This window comes from Micromonospora rosaria (assembly GCF_001567585.1).
GTDB lineage: Bacteria > Actinomycetota > Actinomycetes > Mycobacteriales > Micromonosporaceae > Micromonospora > Micromonospora rosaria.
This window is the reverse complement of sequence record NZ_LRQV01000136.1, coordinates 1-19,070: the sequence shown is the minus strand read 5'-3', so window position 1 is coordinate 19,070 and position 19,070 is coordinate 1. Positions and strand designations below refer to the sequence as shown.

Below are 19,070 nucleotides of genomic sequence, written 5' to 3'. Positions count from 1 at the left end.
GGGCCGCCGGGCTGCGCGCCGAGGGCGCCACGGCGGGCCGGCTGGTGACGGTCTGCCGGCGGCGCGGCGTCGACGCGATCGTGGCGATCCTGGCGGTGCTGCGCACCGGGGCGGCGTACCTGCCGCTGGACCCGGACGCCCCCACCGCCCGCAACGAGGCGATCCTCGCCGACGCCTGCACCGGCGGCACCCCACCAACTCTTGCCGAGGTCCGCGAGCGCGGCGAGGTGGTGCTGCCCGGCGCCGTCGTCCCCGCCGACACCGGGTACGTCATCTACACCTCCGGCTCCACCGGCACCCCGAACGGCGTGCTCGTCGGCCGGGCGGCGCTGGCGCACTTCGTGGCCGGCGCGACCCGACGGTACGGCGTCACCGCCGACGACCGGGTGCTCCAGTTCGCCCCGCTGCACTTCGACGCCAGCGTCGAGGAGATCTTCGTGACCCTCTGCGCCGGTGGCACCCTGGTGCTGCGCGACGCGGAGATGCTCGACGTGCCGGCCCTGCTCGCCGGGGTCCGCGCGCACCGGGTCACCGTCCTGGACCTGCCCACCGCGTACTGGCACGAACTGGCGTACGCGCTCTCCGCCGGGGTGGTCGAGCTGCCGCCACGGCTGCGGACCGTGATCATCGGGGGTGAGGCGGCGCTGCCCGAGCGGGTGGCCCGCTGGCGGCGGGCCGTCGGGGACCGGGTCCGGCTGCTCAACACGTACGGGCCGACCGAGGCGACGGTGGTGGCCACGGTCGCCGACCTCTCCCGGTACGACGGCGGCGAGGTGCCGATCGGGCTGCCGCTGCCCGGCGTCCGCGCCGCCCTGGTCGACGGGGAGCTGTGGCTGCTCGGCGGGGGCCTCGCCGACGGGTACCTGGGCCGCCCGGAGCTGACCGCCCGCCGGTTCACCACCCTCGACGGCGAACCCGCCTACCGCACCGGCGACCTGGTGCGGGTGCGCGCCGACGGCCAGCTCGGCTACCTCGGCCGCGTCGACGACGAGGTCAAGATCAACGGCCACCGGATCGACCCGGCCGCCGTTGAGTCGGTGCTGCTCACCCACCCCGGCGTCCGCCAGGCCGCGATCGTCGCCCAGGACCTCGGCGACGGCGTCAAGCGGCTGGTCGCCTACGTCGTCGGGGACGTCACCGCCGAGCAGGCCCGCAGCCACCTCGCCGCGCACCTGCCCGCCCCCGCCGTACCCGGCGTGGTGAGCCTGGTCCCGGCGCTGCCCCGGACCAGCACCGGCAAGATCGACCGGAACCTGCTGCGCGGCATGTCGCCCCAGCGCGCCGACACCCCCGCCCCCACCGAGCACGCCGAGTACCGCCCCGCCCCCGGCGAGACCCTGGTGCCGCTCTCCTACGCGCAGCGCCGCCTCTGGTTCCTCAACCGGCTGGAGGGCCCGTCGGCGACGTACAACGTGCCGGTGGTGGTGGAGCTGTCCGGGGTGCCGGACCGGACGGCCCTGGCCGCCGCCGTGCGGGACGTGGTGGCGCGGCACGAGGTGCTGCGGACGGTCTTCCCGTCGGTGGACGGCGAGCCGGTGCAGCGGGTCCTCGACGGGTCGCCGGTGGAGCTGTCGGTGGTGGAGTGCGCCGCCGCCGAGGTGGACGCCCGGGTGTCGGGATTCGCGGGGGAGCCGTTCGACATCGCGGTGGACGTGCCGGTGCGGGTGCGGTTGTTCGTGGTGGACGCCGCCCGGTCGGTGCTGGTGGTGCTGCTGCACCACGTCGCCACCGACGGCTGGTCGATGGCCCCGCTGCTGCGCGACCTCGCCACCGGGTACGCCAGCCGGCGGGCCGGCGCCGCACCGACCTGGGAACCCCTGCCCGTGCAGTACGCCGACTACACCCTCTGGCAGCGGGACCTGCTGGGCGAGGAGTCCGACCCGGACAGCCTGCTCACCCGGCAGCTCGCCTGGTGGCGGGAGGCACTGGCCGGCTCGCCGCAGGTGCTGGACCTGCCCCTGGACCGGCCCCGCCCCACCGAGGCCAGCCATCGGGGCGCCTCGGTGCACGCCCGGCTCGACGCCGCCACCCACCGCCGGCTGCGCGACCTCTGCGACACCCACCAGGCCAGCCCCTTCATGGTCTTCCACGCCGGCCTCGCCGCCGCCCTGAGCCGGGTCGGCGCCGGCACCGACGTGCCGATCGGCACACCCGTCGCCGGGCGCTCCGACGAGGCGCTGCACGACCTGATCGGGTTCTTCGTCAACACCCTCGTGCTGCGGACCGACCTCACCGGCGACCCCGGCTTCGCCGACCTGGTCACCCGGGTCCGCGACGCCGACCTGGCCGCGTACGCCCACGAGGACGTGCCCTTCGACCTGGTCGTGGAACGCCTCAACCCGGCCCGGTCCCTCGGCCACCACCCGTTCTTCCAGGTCATGCTCACCGTCGACACCGCCGTTCCCGACGACGAGCTGCGCATCCTCGACCTCGACGGGCGGATCGCCCCCGCCGGCCTCGACCAGGCCAAGTTCGACCTCAGCGTCTCCTGCGTCGCCGGTGGAGCGGGCGAGGTCGACGTGTGGCTCCAGTACGCCACCGACCTGTTCGACGAGGCCACCGCCCGGCTGCTGCTCGACGTGTACCTGCGCCTGCTGCGCGCCGCCGCCGCCGACCCGGCCACCCCCGTCACCGCCCTCGACGTGCTCACCGCCGACGAACAGCAGGACCTCGCCGACCGCCGGGCCGCCACCCGCAGCCGGGCCGCCACCGTCATCGCCGTGGCCACCGGCCGGGGCGACTCGCCCCGTACCGACCTGCTGCGCGGCCTCTTCGCCGAGGTGCTCGGCCGGCCCACGGTGGCCGCCACCGACGACTTCTTCGCCCTCGGCGGGCACTCCATGCTCGGGGTGCGGCTGGTCAACCGGATGCGTTCGGTCCTCGGGGTGGAGGTCGGCATCCGGGACCTCTTCCTCGCCCCCACCCCGACCGGGCTGGACCGGCGCATCGGCGAGCTGACCGGTGCCGGCGAGCGGCCGGAGCTGACCGCGACGGCGGCCCGCACCGGGGAGCGGGTCCCGCTGTCCTTCGCGCAGCGTCGGCTGTGGTTCCTCGCCGAGCTGGGCGGGCCGAGCGCGGTCTACAACATCCCGGTCGCGCTGCGGCTGGAGCGCGACCTCGACCCGGAGGTGCTCGGCGGGGCCCTGGCCGACGTGGTGCAGCGGCACGAGGTGCTGCGGACCGTCTACCAGGCCGTCGACGGCGAGCCGTACCAGCGGATCCTCGACCGGGCCGCCCCCGAGCTGACCGTCCGCGACGTCACCGCCGGGGAACTGCCGGCGGCGGTGGACGCGGCGGCCGGGTACGTCTTCGACCTGGCCACCGAGATCCCGGTCCGGCTCTGGCTGCTGCGGGTCGACGGCGGCGGGCAGGTGCTGGTGGTGCTGGTGCACCACATCGCCGGGGACGGCTGGTCGATGGGTCCGCTGCTGCGCGACCTCGCGGCGGCGTACGCGGCCCGCGCCGCCGGCACCGCCCCCGGCTGGGCGCCGCTGCCGGTGCAGTACGCCGACTACACGCTCTGGCAGCGCGACCTGCTCGGTGACGCGGCCGACCCGGACAGCCCGCTGGCCCGGCAGCTCGGCTTCTGGCGGTCCGCGCTGGCCGGGGCCCCGCAGGTGCTGGAGCTGCCCGCCGACCGGCCCCGCCCGGCGGTGGCCAGCCAGCGCGGCGAGGTGGTGCCGTTCACCGTGGACGCGGCGACCCACGCCGGGGTGCTGCGGCTGGCCCAGGAGCACGGCGCGACGGTGTTCATGGTGCTCCAGTCCGCGCTGGCCGTCCTGCTGTCCCGGCACGGCGTCGGCACGGACGTGCCGATCGGCACCGTGGTCGCCGGCCGGGGCGACGATGCCCTGGACGACCTGGTCGGGTTCTTCGTCAACACCCTGGTGCTGCGCACCGACGTCTCCGGTGACCCGACCTTCGCCGAGCTGCTGGCCCGGGTCCGGGACGCCGACCTGGCCGCCTACGACCACCAGGACGTCCCCTTCGAGCGGCTGGTGGAGGAGCTGAACCCGGCCCGCTCCACCGCGTACCACCCGCTGGTGCAGGTGATGCTGGTGCTCCAGAACGCCGGTGGCGACGGGGAACCGGAGACCGCGTCCCCGCTGGCCGGCGAGGAGCTGGCCTTCCGGGCCGGGGTGGCCAAGTTCGACCTCACCCTCGCCGTGCGGGAGTACCACGACCCGGCCGGCGCCCCGGTCGGCATCACCGGCGCGGTGGAGTACGCCACCGACCTGTTCGACCCGGCGACGGTGACCCGCCTCGCGGCGTCCCTGGCCCGGCTGCTCGGCACGGTCACCGCCGAGCCGGGGACCCGGGTCGGCGACCTCGACCTGCTCACCGCCGCCGACCGCGACCAGGTGCTGCGGGTCTTCAACACCACCGGCACGCCCGGCCCCGACCTGCGCGTCACCGACCTGGTGCAGCGGCACGCCGCCGCCACCCCCGACCGGGTCGCGCTGATCTGCGACGGCCGGCCGATGAGCTACGGGGAGTTCGACGCCGAGGCCAACCGCCTCGCCCGGCACCTGGTGACGACCGGGGTACGCCGGGGCGACGTGGTCGGCGTCCTGCTGGACCGGGGCCTGACCATGGCCGTCGCCGTTCTCGCCGTGCTCAAGGCCGGCGCCGCGTACGCCCTGCTCGACCCGGAGTTCCCCGACGCCCGGCTGGCCGGCCTGGTCACCGACGCCTCGGTCACCGCCCTGGTCTCCGACACCGCGCTGGCCGACCGGCTCGGCGCGGCCCGGCCCGACCGGACCGTCCTGCTCGACGCGGCGGCCGAGGCGCTGGACGCCCAGTCCACCGACCCGCTGCACCTGCCCGGCGACCCCGGCGACCCGGCGTGCGTGATGTTCACCTCCGGCTCCACCGGCCGCCCCAAGGGCGCCCTCGCCGCCCACCGGGCCATCGTCGGCACCCTCACCGGCCAGGACTTCGTCGACTTCGGCCCGGACCAGGTGTGGGTGCAGTCCGCCCCGGTCTCGTGGGACGCCTTCGCGCTGGAGTTCTGGGGCGCGCTGCTGGCCGGGGCGACCTGCGTGCTCCAGCCGGGACAGCGGCCCGAGCCGGCCCGGATCGCCGACCTCGTCGCCGCCCACCGGGCCAGCACCCTCTGGCTCTCCGCCGGCCTGTTCAACCTGATGCTCGACGAGTACCCGGAGACCATCGGCGCGGTCGCCCAGGTCGTCACCGGCGGCGAGCCGCCGTCGGTGGAACACCTGGCGCGGGCCCGCCGCCGCTTCCCCCACCTGCGCCTGGTCCACGGGTACGGGCCGGTGGAGAGCATGATCTTCACCCACTGCCACCCGATCGACACCCCGCCGACCGGGGCCCCCGTCCCGGTCGGCGCGCCCCTGACCAACCGCCGCAGCTACGTGCTCGACGAGCGGCTGCGCCCGGTCCCGGTCGGGGTCACCGGTGAGCTGTACGTCGCCGGCACCGGCCTGGCCGACGGGTACCTGAACCGGGCCGGCACCACCGCCGCCGCCTTTGTGGCCGACCCGTACGGCCCCGCCGGGTCCCGGATGTACCGCACCGGCGACCTGGCCCGGTGGACCCGGGACGGGGTGGTGGAACTGCTCGGCCGCGCCGACGACCAGGTGAAGATCCGGGGCTTCCGGATCGAGCCGGGCGAGGTTGCCGCCGTCCTCGGCCGGCACCCGGGGGTCGGCGGGGTGGCCGTGGTCGTCCGGGAGGACCGCCCCGGCGACAAGCGCCTCGTGGCGTACCTGGTCCCGGCCGGGACGGGCGGCGAGATCGTGGTCGAGGACGTCCGCCGGGCCGCCGCCGAGGCGCTGCCCGCGCACATGGTGCCGGCGGCGTTCGTGGTGCTGGACCGGCTGCCGCTCACCGGCAACGGCAAGCTCGACCGGGCCGCCCTGCCCGCCCCCCGGCACGCCACGACCACCGGCGGCCGGGCCCCCCGGACCCCCGGCGAGCAGGTGATGTGCGACCTGTTCGGCGAGGTCCTCGGCGTCGACCGGGTCGGCGTGGACGACGACTTCTTCGCCCTCGGCGGGCACTCCCTGCTCGCCGCCAAGCTGGTCAACCGGGTCCGCACCGTCCGGGGCGTGGAGCTCGGCGTCCGGGACCTCTTCCTCGCCCCCACCCCCGCCGACCTGGAACGGCGGGTCGGCCGGGGCGCCGGGACGGCCGCCCGCCCCGCCCTGACCCGGACCGCGCCGGCCGTCGGCCCGGACGGCACGCCGGCCCCGGTGCCGCTCTCCTTCGCCCAGCACCGGCTCTGGTTCCTCGACGAGCTGACCGGGCCGAGCGCGGTCTACAACATCCCGGTCGCGCTGCGACTGGACCACGACCTCGACCCGGACGTCCTCCGCCGGGCCCTGGCCGACGTGGCCGACCGGCACGAGGTGCTGCGGACCGTCTACCGGGCCGTCGACGGGGAGCCCTTCCAGGTGGTCCTCGACCACGCCGAACCCGAGGTCACCGTCCGGGACGTCGCCGCCGGGGCCGTACCCGCGGCGATCGACGCGGCGGCCGGGTACGTCGTCGACCTGGCCACCGAGATCCCGGTCCGGCTCTGGCTGCTGCGGGTCGACGGCGGCGGGCAGGTGCTGGTGGTGCTGGTGCACCACATCGCCGGGGACGGCTGGTCGATGGGTCCGCTGCTGCGCGACCTCTCCACCGCCTACACGGCCCGCGCGGCCGGGCACGCCCCCGAGTGGACACCCCTGCCGGTGCAGTACGCCGACTACACCCGCTGGCAGCGGGACCTGCTCGGCGACGCGGCCGACCCGGGCAGCCTGCTCGCCCGGCAGCTCGGCTTCTGGCGGTCCGCGCTGGCCGGGGCCCCGCAGGTGCTGGAGCTGCCCGCCGACCGGCCCCGCCCGGCGGTGGCCAGCCAGCGCGGCGATGTCGTCCCGTTCACCCTGGACCCGGCGACCCACGCCGGGGTGCTGCGACTGGCCCGCGACCACGGCGCGACCCTGTTCATGGTGCTCCAGTCGGCCCTGGCGGTGCTGCTGTCCCGCCTCGGCGCGGGCACCGACGTGCCGATCGGCACGGTGGTCGCCGGCCGGGGCGACGACGCCCTGGACGACCTGGTCGGGTTCTTCGTCAACACGCTGGTGCTGCGCACCGACGTCTCCGGTGACCCCACCTTCGCCGACCTGCTCACCCGGGTCCGGGACGCCGACCTGGCCGCCTACGACCACCAGGACCTGCCCTTCGAGCGCCTCGTCGAGGAGCTGAACCCGGCCCGCTCCACCGCGTACCACCCGCTGTTCCAGGTGATGCTGCTGGTGCAGAACAACGCCGAGGCCGACCCCACCGGGTCGCCGCTGGCCGGCACCGAGGTCCCCTTCGACACCGGCACGGTCAAGTTCGACCTCACCCTGTCCGTCCACGAGCGCCCCGGCGACGCCGGGCTCGCCGGAGTGCTGGAGTACGCCACCGACCTCTTCGACGCCGGCACCGCCCGGCTGCTGGCCGAGCGGCTGGCCCGGCTGCTGCGCGCCGTCACCGCCGACCCCGGCCAGCGCGTCGGCGCGGTCGACCTGCTCGACCCCGCCGAACGCCACCGGCTGCTGCACCAGCTCAACGACAGCACCGTCGCCCCGACCCGGGGCACCGTGCACGAGGCGTTCCAGGCGCAGGTCCGGCGCACCCCGCACGCCCCGGCGGTCACCGCCGGCGACTCGCGGCTCAGCTACGCCGAGGTCGACCGCCGGGCCAACCGGCTGGCCCACCGGCTGATCGCCGCCGGGGTCACCCCGCAGTCGACGGTCGGGGTGCTGATGCGCCACGGCGCCGACCTCGTCGTGGCCACCCTGGCGGTGCTCAAGTGCGGCGCCGCGTACGTCCCGGTCGGCACCACGCTGCCCGCCGCCCGGGTCCGGATGATCGTCGCCGACTCCGCCGCGCGGGTCCTGCTCACCGACGCCGACACCGCCGACGGCGAGGTGGCGCGGGCCGAGCGGGCCGAGGGCGTCCGGGTCGTGCCCTTCGCGGTACCCGACGACGGCCCCGACACCGACCCGGACCTGCCGCTCGGCGACGACGCGCTGATGTACGTCATGTTCACCTCCGGCTCCACCGGCCGCCCCAAGGGCGTCGGGGTGACCCACCGCAACGTGCGGGAACTCGTCGCCGACCGGTGCTGGAACCCCGACCACCACCGCCGGATGCTGGTGCACTCCGCGTACGGCTTCGACTCCTCCACCTACGAACTGTGGGTGCCGCTGCTGCGCGGCGGGGAACTCGTGGTGGCCGAGGGCGACGGCGCGGACCTGGCGGAGCTGTCCCGGGTCATCGAGCGGTACGACGTCACCGCCGCGTACTTCACGATGGGCCTGTTCCACGTGCTCGCCGACGAGGGGCTGACCACCCTGGCCCGGCTCCGCGAGGTCTGGACCGGCGGCGACGTCGCCTCCCCGGCGGCCGTCCGGCGGGTGCTGGAGCACTGCCCGCAGACCGTCCTGGTGCACAGCTACGGCCCGACCGAGACCACCTTCGCCTCCCACCACCAGCGCTTCGAGACCACCGACCGGCAGTTCACCGGGGTGCACCTGGGCCGGGTGCTGGACAACACCCGCGCCTACGTCCTCGACGACCGGCTCGCCCCGGTCCCGCTCGGTGGCACCGGCGAGCTGTACCTGGCCGGGGCGCAGGTCGCCCGGGGCTACCTCGGCCGCCCGGCGCTGACCGCCGAACGGTTCGTCGCCGACCCGTTCGACCCGGCCGGCGGCCGGATGTACCGCACCGGCGACCTGGTCGCCTGGACCAGCGGCGGTGAGCTGCGCTTCGTCGGCCGGGCGGACGGGCAGGTCAAGATCCGGGGCTTCCGCATCGAACCGGTCGAGATCGAGGCGGTGCTCGGCCGGCACCCCGGCGTCGGCCAGGTCGCCGTCGTGGTCCGCGAGGACCGCCCCGGCGACAAGCGCCTGGTCGCGTACCTGGTGCCGGCGGACGGGGCGCGGCTCGACGAGGCCGAGGTGCGGGCCACCGCCGCGGCGAGCCTGCCCGGGTACATGGTCCCCTCGGCGGTGGTGCTGCTGGACCGGCTGCCGGTCACCGTCAACGGCAAGCTCGACCGGCGGGCCCTGCCGGCGCCCACCCACGGCGGCACCAGCGGGCGGGGCCCGCGCACCCCGGTCGAGCAGCGGATGTGCGAGCTGTTCGCGGAGGTTCTCGGCGTCGAGCGGGTGGGCGTCGACGACAACTTCTTCGACCTCGGCGGACACTCCCTGCTGGCCACCCGCCTGGTCAGCCGGCTCCGCACCGTCCTCGGCCTCGACCGGGCGGTCCGGGACCTGTTCCAGCACCCCACCGTCGCCGGCCTGGCCGGTGGGCAGGACACCGGCTCGGCGCTCGGGGTGCTCCTGCCGCTGCGCGCCGAGGGCAGCCGCCGCCCGCTGTTCTGCGTGCACCCCGGCGCCGGGATGAGCTGGTCGTACGCCGGGCTCACCCAGCACCTCGGCCCCGACCAGCCGGTGTACGGGTTGCAGACCCGTGCCCTGGCCACCCCGGGGTACCGGGCGGCCAGCGTCGAGGAGATGGCCGACGACTACCTGACCGAGGTCCGGCGGATCCAGCCGGAGGGCCCGTACCGGCTGCTCGGCTGGTCGTTCGGCGGGATCGTCGCGCACGCCATGGCGACCCGGCTGCAACAGGCCGGTGCGGAGGTGGAGCTGCTGGCCATGATGGACGCCTACCCGGTCGCCGAGGAGGACGCCGCCCGACCGCGTACCGACCGGGAGACGATGCGGATGCTCCTCGGCGAGGAGGGCGACGGGGACGGCCCCGAGGGCGTCGGCGACCGGTACGACCCGCAGGTCGTGGTCGAGGTGCTGCGGCGCCGCGACCCGGTGCTGGCCGGGTTCACCGAGGCGGAGGTGCACGCCCTGGTGGCGGCGGCGGTCAACCACGCGGACCTGATGGCCGCGTACCGGCCGGCGCTGTTCACCGGTGACCTGCTGTTCTTCTCCGCCAACCGGTCCGGCGGCGACGGGCCGCTGACCCCCAAGCTGTGGGCCGACCACGTGCACGGCGACCTGGTCTGCCACGACATCGACACCACCCACCTGCGGATGACCGAACGGGAACCGCTCACCGAGATCGGCGGCATCCTCGCCGGAAAACTGGCGCCGCCGCGCGCCGAGACGCACGACCCCACCGAAGGAACCGAAGCGCACGACCCCACCGAGAAAAGGAGCTGAGAAATGGTGAATCCGTTCGAGGACGAGAACGGCACGTTCCTGGTCCTGGTCAACGACGAGGGGCAGCACAGCCTCTGGCCCGCCTTCGCCGCGGTGCCGGCCGGCTGGCGCAGCGTCCTCGGCCCGGCCAGCCGCCCCGAGTGCCTGGCGCAGATCGAGCGCGACTGGACCGACATCCGCCCGCGCAGCCTCGTCGCCCAGTACGCGTAACCCCTGCTGAGAACGGCCCCCCGCACCGGTGCGGGGGGCCGTCGGCGTGTCCGGGCCGCCGCCGCCGCACCCCGCTGCGCCGGCGGCGTCGACCCGGTGACCGGCGGCGCGAAGCCGCCGCTACTGCCCGCCTTCCTGCCCCCGTAACTTCCGGCTGCGGCCCCGCCCCGCTCCTATATTCGAGCTGTGCAAAACGGAACCGCCGGGAGCGGAGAACCGCTTCCGGAACGGGCGTCCCCATTTCTCACCGGAGAGCCGCGATGGCGCACTCGCAAGGCGTTGGAAAAGTTCTGCTGACCGGTACCGTCTCGGATTCGCACACCTGGAACCTGGTCTTCCTCGAACTGTTCGTCGAGGAACTGGGGCACCAGGTCGTCAACCTCGGCCCCTGCGTCCCGGACGACCTGCTCGTGCGGCGCTGCCGGATCGAGGCCCCGGACCTGGTGGTGGTCAGCAGCGTCAACGGGCACGGCTACGTCGACGGGCTCAGCGCCGTCACCCGGCTGCGCGCCGAGCCCGAGCTGGCCGGCGTCCCGATGGTGATCGGCGGCAAGCTCGGCCTCGACGGCCGGGACGAAGCCGACCGGGCCGCCCGGCTGCGCGCCGCCGGCTTCGACGCGGTCTTCGACGACGGTGACCTGCTCGCCTTCCAACGGTTCCTGGCCGACCTGCCGGCGGGGGCGTCGACCATGGTGGGACGGCCGGCGTGAGCGCCGGGGTCCTCGGCGCGGCGGAGCGGACCGTCCGGCCGGCGGCGCCCGAGGGGTCCTTCGGCCGGTTCGTCGCCGACGCCGCCCGCGCCGGCCGGCTGGTCGTCCAGCCCCGGATGGGCTTCAGCGACCTGCGGCGGATGCGCGCCGGGCTGGAGCGCACCCGGTTCGCCGCGGCCACCACGGTCGGTACGGTCACCATCGACAGCTACACCCGGGTCGGCGCGTACGACGCGGCCCACCGGGCGCTGGTCGAGGGCACCCCGCTCAACGGGTACCCGATCGTGGCGTACCCGGTGGAGACCACCCGGACCCTGCTCGCCGGGGTGCACGACGAGTCCTTCCCGGTCCAGGTCCGGCACGGGTCCTCCCAGCCGGAGCCGATCATCCGGGCGCTCGCCGCCGCCGGCCTGCACGCCACCGAGGGCGGCCCGGTCTCCTACTGCCTGCCGTACGGCCGCACGCCGCTGCGGGAGTCGGTGCGCAACTGGGCGCGGGCCAGCGAACTCCTGGCCGAGTTGGCCCCGGGCACCGCGCACCTGGAGAGCTTCGGCGGCTGCCTGCTCGGGCAGCTCTGCCCGCCCGGCCTGCTGGTCGCGGTGAGCCTGCTGGAGGGGCTGTTCTTCGCCCGGCACGGCATCACCAGCGTGTCGCTGAGCTACGCCCAGCAGACCGACCCAGACCAGGACACCGAGGCGATCCGGGCGCTGCACCGGCTGGCCGCCGAGTTCCTGCCGGCCACCGTGGACCGGCACGTGGTCCTCTACACGTACATGGGGACCTTCCCCACCACCGCGCGGGGCGCCCGGCGGCTGCTGGCCGCCTCCGCCGACCTGGCGGTCCGGGCCGGCGCGCAGCGGCTGATCGTCAAGACCGTCGCCGAGGCGCACCGGATCCCCACCGTCGCGGAGAACGTCGAGGCCCTGGAGACGGCCGCCGCCGCCGCGTCGGTCACCGACCCCGGGGTGGACCCGGCCGGCGAGGAGAGCGTCTACCGGGAGGCCCGCCGGCTCGTCGAGGCGGTGCTCGACCTCGACGACGACCCGGGCCGGGCCCTGCACGCCGCGTTCCGCCGGGGCTACCTGGACGTCCCGTGGTGCCTGCACCCGGACAACGCCGGCCGGTCCCGCAGCTTCATCGACGACGCCGGCCGGCTGCGCTGGTCGGCGGTCGGCCGGATGCCGATCACCGCCACGGCGTCCGCCCAGCAGCCGGCGATGTCGTCGGCGCGCCTGCTGTCCGCCCTGCACACCGTCGCACGCACGTACGACCAATGAGCCCGGGAGGCGAGATGCACCACACGGACCACCAGCCAGACGGCCCGGCGCCCCGGCCGGTGCCGCTCGGCGAGCACCTGGCCGCGCCGACGACCAGGGCCGCGATGGCGGTGCAGCAGGAGGCGCTGTACGCGGCGCGGGAGTACCTGCGTGGCCAGGGCTGCACGGAACTGCTGCCGCCGCTGGTCGGCCCGGTCACCGATCCCGGCGGGCGGGGCGCCAAGGCGCTGGACGTGGACTACTACGGCCAGCCGTACAAGCTGATGACCAGCGCGATCCTCTACAAGCAGGCGTCCCTGCGCGGCTTCGACCGGCTCTTCTACATCGCCCCGAACGTGCGGGTGGAGCCGCCGGAGACCGCCGGGACCGGCCGGCACCTGGTGGAGTTCCACCAGATCGACGTGGAGCTGGCCGGCGCGTCCCGGGACGAGGCGATGGAGGTCGCGGCCGGGCTGCTCACCCACGTGGTCCGGCACGTGCTGGATACCGTGCCCGACGTGCTGGCCGGGCTGGGCCGCGACCCGCTGGCCTTCACCGAGCTGCTGACCGGCAAGTTCGACACCTGCACCCACGCCGAGGCGGTCGACCGGCTGCGCGGCGGCGGGCACCCGCAGAGCGCCGACGCCGAGATCGACTGGGTGGGGGAGGAGACGCTCTCCCGGGAGGCGGACCGGCCGTTCTTCGTCACCGACTACCCGAAGGGCTCCCGGGGCTTCTACGACCGGGAGGACCCGGACCGGCCCGGGGTGCTGCGCAACTTCGACCTGATCGCCCACGGCGGGTACGGGGAACTGGTCAGCGGCAGCGAGCGGGAGGCGGACTACGCCACCATCGTCACCCGGATGCGGGAGAGCGGCGAGAACCCGGCCAAGTACGACTGGTACCTGAAGCTGGCCCGGGAGGGCATCCCGACCAGCGCCGGGTTCGGCATGGGGGTGCAGCGGCTGGTCCGCTTCCTCACCGGGCTGGACGCCCTCTGGCAGGTCAGCGCGTACCCGAAGCTGCCCGGGGTGGTGGCCCCGTGACCGGCGTACGCGCCCCCGGCTTCCCCGAACGGCAGGTCCGGGCCCGCGCCCGGCACGGCACCGCCGAGGTCTTCCCCCCGGCCGACCGCTACGGGGCCCAGCTCTTCGGCGCGGGCGACGACGCCGAGCCGGTCGACCCCCGCCTCCTCGACGACCTGGACGCCGCCCGGCTGGTCCCGCCGGTCTTCGTGCCGCAACGGCTGGAGAAGCTGATCGAGCTGGCCCGGGAGCCGGTCCACGACGACGTGGACCTGGCCACCACCGTCGGCGGGTTCCGGTCCCCGCTGCCGGTCTACGTCAGCGCGTTCGGCTCGACCCGGATCGCCGCCGGCGACGCCGGGCTCGCCGCCAGCCGCCAGGCCGGCCGGCTCGGCGTCCCGATGGTGATCGGGGAGAACCTGGTCCCGGTGGGCGGGTACCGGCGGGCCGCCGACGGGGCCGGCGCGTCGATCCTGGCCCGGCTGCGGGCCTACGCCGAGCAGTGCCCGCCGGACGCAGGCGGCGTGGTGGTGCAGCAGAGCACCGAGGACGCCGACTCGGAGGTGTGGAACCTCGTCTACAGCGACCCGTCGGTGCGGGACCTGGTCGACTCCGGCCGGCTGGGATTCGAGCTGAAGCTCGGCCAGGGCGCCAAGCCGGGGCTGGGCGGGATGACGGTGGTCGACGCCGCCGACGCGGCCCGGCTGGCCGACCGGTTCGCCGTGCGGGACGTGCTCGGCGGCGGCGGGTGGCTGCGCTGCGCCAGCCCGGGCACCTTCACCGAGGAGATCGTCCGCCAGCAGGTGCGCTTCATGCGCAACAACTTCCCCCGCGCCCGCGTGTGGGTGAAGTTCCACCCCGGCCGGGACGTCGCCCACGCCGCCGCCACCGCCTGGCGGGCCGGCGCGGACGCGGTGACCGTCGACGGGGCGCAGGGCGGCACCGGCTGGGCCCCCCGGGCCTTCCTCGACCAGGTCGGGCTGCCGCTGGGCGAGTGCCTGCGCCGGATCGGCCGCCCCGAGGGCTGCCTGCTGGCCAGTGGCCGGATCTGGGAGGGCGGCCGGGCGGTGAAGGCGCTGGCGCTCGGCGCCACCGCCGTCGGCCTGGGCCGGGCCGCGCTGCTCGCGGTCGACACCGACGCCGAGTCGGGCCTGGTCCGGCTGGTGCGGGCGCTGGCCCTGGAGGCCCAGCTCCTGATCAGCGCGCTGGGCCGGTACACCGTCGACGCGCTCACCCCGGACGACCTGTGGTGGCCGGGCACCCCGACCACCACGGCGGCCCCCGCCGCTCCCGCCGGCCCCACCGTGGACAGCCGTACCGACCGGATCGGAGGACGCGCGTGACCGCCCTGCTGGACGTCGGGTGCCACCTGCCCGAGCTGAGCGTGGACGTCGGTGACATCTGCGCCGCCGTCGACGCCCCACCCCGACTGCTGTGGACGTTCCGCCGCTTCTACGGGCTGGAGTCGGTGCGCCGGGACCCGGACCGGGACCTGCGCGCGACGCTGACCGCCGCCGTGGAGTCGCTGAGCGAGCTGCGCGGCAACGAGCACCGGGTCCGGTACGTGATCCTGGCCCGGACCGTCACCACCGTCACCCCCGCCGGGGAGCGCCCGCTGGAGGACGTCTGCGCCGCGCTCGGCCTGCCGAACGCGGTCGCCTTCACCCTCACCCAGCACGCCTGCGCCACCGGCCTGCTCGGGGTGGACCTCGCCGGGCAACTGCTGGCCGCCGACGGCGACCCCGACGCGCTGGCGCTGGTGCTCACCGGGGAGAAGGTCTTCAACCCGACCCTCCAGATCATCCCGGAGAGCACGGTGATGGGGGAGTCCACCGCCGCCTGCCTGGTCGCCCCCGGCGGGGACCGGGACCGGCTGCTCGGCTACGCCACCCGCACCCTCGGCCGGTACGCCGAGCAGTTCCCCCCGCAGGCGCTGGATTCGCGCTTCCTCAAGGAGCACAACGAGGTGCTCGCCGACGTGATCCGGGACGCCGCCACGGCGGCCGGGGTCGGCGTCGAGGACCTGGCGCTGATCCTGCCGCACAACGTCAACCGGCTCTCCTGGTCGTGGACCTGCCAACTGCTCGACATCCCGCTGGAGCGGGTCTTCCTGGACAACATCCCGGTCACCGGGCACTGCTTCACCGCCGACCCGTTCATCAACCACGTGCACGCCCGCCGGGCCGGCCGGCTCCGCCCCGGCGACCTGTACCTGATGGCCGCCGTCGGGCTCGGCGCGACCTTCTCCGCCGCCGTCCTGCGCCACTGACCACCCCGACCCGCGCCGGGTCGACCCACGACCGCCCCGACCCGCGCCGGGTCGACCAGAAGGGAACACCATGGCACCGCCGTACCCGAGCTTCCTCGCCGGCGTGAAGAGCGCCTGCACCGGCTCCGCCGACACCCCGTTCGTGCTGCTCGGCAACTTCGAGGTCGAGGACGAGTGGGCCCGGGACGAGGTGGGCCTGCCGACCGTCGGCGGGCGTGCCTCCACCGCGATCGTGAACCGGATGGACGAGTTCGCCGTGCTGCTCGCCGGCCCCGGTGACCACGTCGTGCTCAAGTCCGCCCCGGACCCCGACTACCTGGCCTACCTGACCGACCTCGGCATCGCGTTGCCGACGATCCTGGTCACCGACCAGTCCGACCCGGCCGCCACGGTCAGCGAGGACGCGCTGCGCTCGCCCCGGCTCCAGGCGGCGCTGCGGGACCTGGCCGGCACCGGGGCGCACCTGCTGCCGCACGGCATGTCCACCCTGGAGGCGCGGCTGTGCGAGGCGACCGGGCTGGCCCCTTCGCTGCCGCCGGTGCCGGTGGTCAAGGCGGTCAACAGCAAGGTGTACAGCCGCCGGGTCGCCCGGGACCTGGGCCTGCCGCTCGCCGTCGGCTGGGAGTGCGAGACCGTCGCCGAGTTCGCCGAGGCCGCGAAGGAGGCCGCCCGGTCGGTCGCCGCCGGGCGCAGGGTCGGCGTCAAGGACGCGTACGGGGTCTCCGGCAAGGGCATCGTGGTCGTCGAGGACCCGCGCCGGCTGGACCAGCTCGTGCGGATGGTCACCCGCCGCGCGGAGAAGACCGGCGACCAGCGCATCGCCCTGGTCCTGGAGGAGTGGGCGGACAAGGCGCTCGACCTCAACTACCACTTCACCGTCGGGCGGGACGGCTCCGTGCGCTTCGACTTCGTCAAGGAGGCGCTCACCGAGAACGGAGTCCACAAGGGACACCGGATTCCGGCCCGGATCAGCGCCGCGCACACCGCGCAGCTCGTGGAGACCGCCGACCGGCTCGGCCGGCGACTGGCCGCCGACGGCTTCCACGGCATCGTCGGGGTGGACGCCATCACCACCGGCGACGGCGGCCTGCTGCCGGTGCTGGAGATCAACGCCCGGAACAACATGTCGACCTACCAGACCGGCCTGCAGGAGCGGTTCATGGGCCCGGGGACGGTGGCCCTGGCCCGGCAGTACGACCTGACCCTCACCGGCCCGGTCGGCTTCGCCGACCTGCGCGACCAGCTCGGCGACCTGCTGCTGACCACCGGGGGCGGCAGCGGCCTGCTGGTCAACAACTTCGCCACCGTCAACGCCGCCGCGCCCGGCCCGGACGACCCCCGGCCGTACGCCGGGCGCCTGTACGGCCTGCTGCTGGCCGGCTCCGAGGCGGAGCTGGCCGACCTGGACCACGCCATCGCACGGACCGTGCGGAAGGAGACCGTCAATGTCTGAGTCGACCTCGGTGGGCACCGTACCGGTCAGCGAACTGGTCGAGCGCTTCGGCACCCCGCTGTACGTCTACGACGGGGCCCGGATCACCGAGCAGTTCCGCGGGCTGCGCGACCGGCTGCACCCGGCGGTGGAGATGTTCTACTCGCTCAAGGCCAACCCGAACGTCAGCATCTGCGCGCTGCTGCACTCGCTGGGCGCCCGCGCCGAGGTCTCCTCGCTGACCGAGCTGGTCACCGCCCAGCGGGCCGGGGTGCCGGCCGAGCAGATCATGTTCCTCGGGCCGGGCAAGAGCCACTACGAGATCGCCGCCTGCCTCAAGGAGGAGATCACCCTCATCTGCGAGTCCTTCGGGGAGCTGGCGCTCATCGACGAGCTGGCCGAGGGGCTGGCCACCACCGCCCGGGTGGTGCTGCGGGTCAACCCGAGCTTCGCGGTCAAGGGCAGCGGCCTGACCATGGGCGGCAAGCCCCGCCAGTTCGGCATCGACGAGGCCGCCCTGCTGGCCGCCGACGACCTGGCCACCCGGCACCGCCACGTGCGGCTGGTCGGCTTCCAGGCGTACATGGGCACCCGGTTCCTCGACGAGGACATGATCGCCGCGAACACCGAGCGGATCCTGGAGCTGGCCGAGCGCCTCGGCGCGCACCTGGGGGTGCCGCTGGAGGTGGTCGACGTCGGGGGCGGCCTCGGCGTGGCGTACTTCCCCGGCGAGCGCGACCTCGACGTGGCCGCGCTGGCCGACCGGCTCAACCCGATCTTCACCCGGTTCCACGACCGGTACCCGGCCACCCGCCTCGTCATGGAGCTGGGCCGGTACCTGGTCGGCCACAGCGGCACGTACGCGGTGCAGGTCCGCTACGTCAAGGAGTCCATGGGGGAGCGGTTCGCGGTCGCCGACGGCGGCACCAACCACCACATGGCCGCGGTCGGCATCGGCTCCTTCGTCAAGCGGAACTTCCCGATGCGCCTGCTCAACCGGGACAGCGCCGCCGAGGGCGTGAAGTGGAACGTCACCGGCCCGCTCTGCACCCCCAACGACACCATCGGTAAGGCCGTGGAGCTGCCGGCCGACCTGGCCCCCGGCGACGTCGTCGGGGTCGAGCGCTCCGGCGCGTACGGGCCGACCGCCTCCCCGGTGCACTTCCTCAGCCACGGCTACCCGGCCGAGGTGCTGGTCCACGACGGCGAGGCCCGGCTGATCCGGACCCGCGACGACGTGGAGAGCATGCTCGCCGCCCAGATCCTGCACGACTTCCACTGATCCGCTCCGTCCCCGTACCCCTCTTTCCCCGAAAGGCAGGAACCCCCATGTCCGTCACCGTCGCCGCCGACCAGCAGGTCGTCTCCGCCATCGTCACCGCCCTCGAGGAGGTGCTCGGCCAGGAGCTCACCGACGTCACCGAGCAGACCCGCCTCTTCGACGACCTGAGCCTGGACTCCACCAGCGTGCTCGGCCTGCTGATGGCCCTGGAGGACGCCCTCGACATGCAGGTCGACCCGGAGGGCCTGGAGCAGAGCCACCTGGAGACCGTCGGCTCGCTGGCCGCCTTCATCGCAGAGAGCCGCTGACCGGTGCCGGTCCTGCGGCGGCTCGGGGAGCCCACCGGTCTGGCCGCGCCAGGTGACGCGGCCGGACCGGCCCTCGAACGCATCGTCCCGTTCACCTTCACCGAGGCGGGCCCGCCGCCCGTCGCCGACGAACTCGCGGCCTTCCTCGACCACATGGAGTCGCTCTACGGCACCTTCGCCGACCGCTCCTGGCTCACCGACGGCCCCAAGGTCAGCTACCACCACATGGTCCGCACCGTGGTCGACACGCTCGGCCCGGCGCTGGCCGACGTCGACCTGGTGCTCACCGTCGACGCCAGCCCGGACTGCCGGCACCAGAGCTTCCCCGGCAGCCTGCTCGCCGAGCTCCTGCCCGGCGACCCGATGATGATGGGGATCTCCGAGCAGGGCGTCGCCG

11 protein-coding genes are annotated in these 19,070 nt (G+C 75.0%); all 11 read left to right on the top strand.

Translation table 11 applies throughout. The features are described 5' to 3' along the window. Positions 1-11: 11 nt before the first annotated feature. Entirely contained in the window at positions 12-10,181 is a 10,170-nt protein-coding gene (locus AWW66_RS26460) for a non-ribosomal peptide synthetase (protein ID WP_083978983.1), read from the top strand. Positions 10,182-10,184: 3 nt separating this feature from the next. Next, positions 10,185-10,391 (top strand): MbtH family protein, encoded by a 207-nt coding sequence (locus AWW66_RS26455; RefSeq protein WP_067371669.1) that lies wholly within the window; start codon positions 10,185-10,187, stop codon positions 10,389-10,391. A 260-nt stretch (positions 10,392-10,651) separates the two neighbouring features. Continuing rightward, positions 10,652-11,101 (top strand): cobalamin B12-binding domain-containing protein, encoded by a 450-nt coding sequence (locus tag AWW66_RS26450; RefSeq protein WP_067371666.1) that lies wholly within the window; start codon positions 10,652-10,654, stop codon positions 11,099-11,101. Continuing rightward, on the top strand, positions 11,098-12,378 hold the full coding sequence (locus AWW66_RS26445) for a methylaspartate mutase (protein WP_067371663.1): 1,281 nt from the start codon (positions 11,098-11,100) through the stop codon (positions 12,376-12,378). Before AWW66_RS26450 ends, AWW66_RS26445 begins: the two co-directional genes overlap by 4 nt. A gap of 14 nt (positions 12,379-12,392) precedes the next feature. Then, the gene (locus AWW66_RS26440; RefSeq protein ID WP_067371659.1) at positions 12,393-13,403 is read left to right on the top strand and encodes an asparagine synthetase A; all 1,011 of its coding nucleotides are present in this window, start codon (positions 12,393-12,395) and stop codon (positions 13,401-13,403) included. Next, complete coding sequence (locus AWW66_RS26435; protein ID WP_067371657.1) at positions 13,400-14,725, top strand: glutamate synthase-related protein; 1,326 nt, start codon at positions 13,400-13,402, stop codon at positions 14,723-14,725. The genes AWW66_RS26440 and AWW66_RS26435 overlap by 4 nt, the downstream gene beginning before the upstream one ends. Continuing rightward, positions 14,722-15,651: a 3-oxoacyl-[acyl-carrier-protein] synthase III C-terminal domain-containing protein gene (locus AWW66_RS26430; RefSeq protein ID WP_067371654.1), complete on the top strand. Its 930-nt coding sequence runs from the start codon at positions 14,722-14,724 to the stop codon at positions 15,649-15,651. The genes AWW66_RS26435 and AWW66_RS26430 overlap by 4 nt, the downstream gene beginning before the upstream one ends. A gap of 70 nt (positions 15,652-15,721) precedes the next feature. After that, positions 15,722-17,104 (top strand): preATP grasp domain-containing protein, encoded by a 1,383-nt coding sequence (locus tag AWW66_RS26425; protein ID WP_067371651.1) that lies wholly within the window; start codon positions 15,722-15,724, stop codon positions 17,102-17,104. Then, the gene (locus AWW66_RS26420; protein WP_067371648.1) at positions 17,097-18,365 is read left to right on the top strand and encodes an alanine racemase; all 1,269 of its coding nucleotides are present in this window, start codon (positions 17,097-17,099) and stop codon (positions 18,363-18,365) included. Before AWW66_RS26425 ends, AWW66_RS26420 begins: the two co-directional genes overlap by 8 nt. 47 nt (positions 18,366-18,412) lie before the next feature. Next, a complete protein-coding gene (locus tag AWW66_RS26415; RefSeq protein ID WP_067371645.1) occupies positions 18,413-18,673 on the top strand; it encodes an acyl carrier protein in 261 nt (86 codons plus the stop codon). A 3-nt stretch (positions 18,674-18,676) separates the two neighbouring features. Beyond that, positions 18,677-19,070, top strand: a 394-nt coding sequence (locus AWW66_RS26410) for a hypothetical protein (protein WP_211272109.1), incomplete at its 3' end; no start/stop codon positions are given.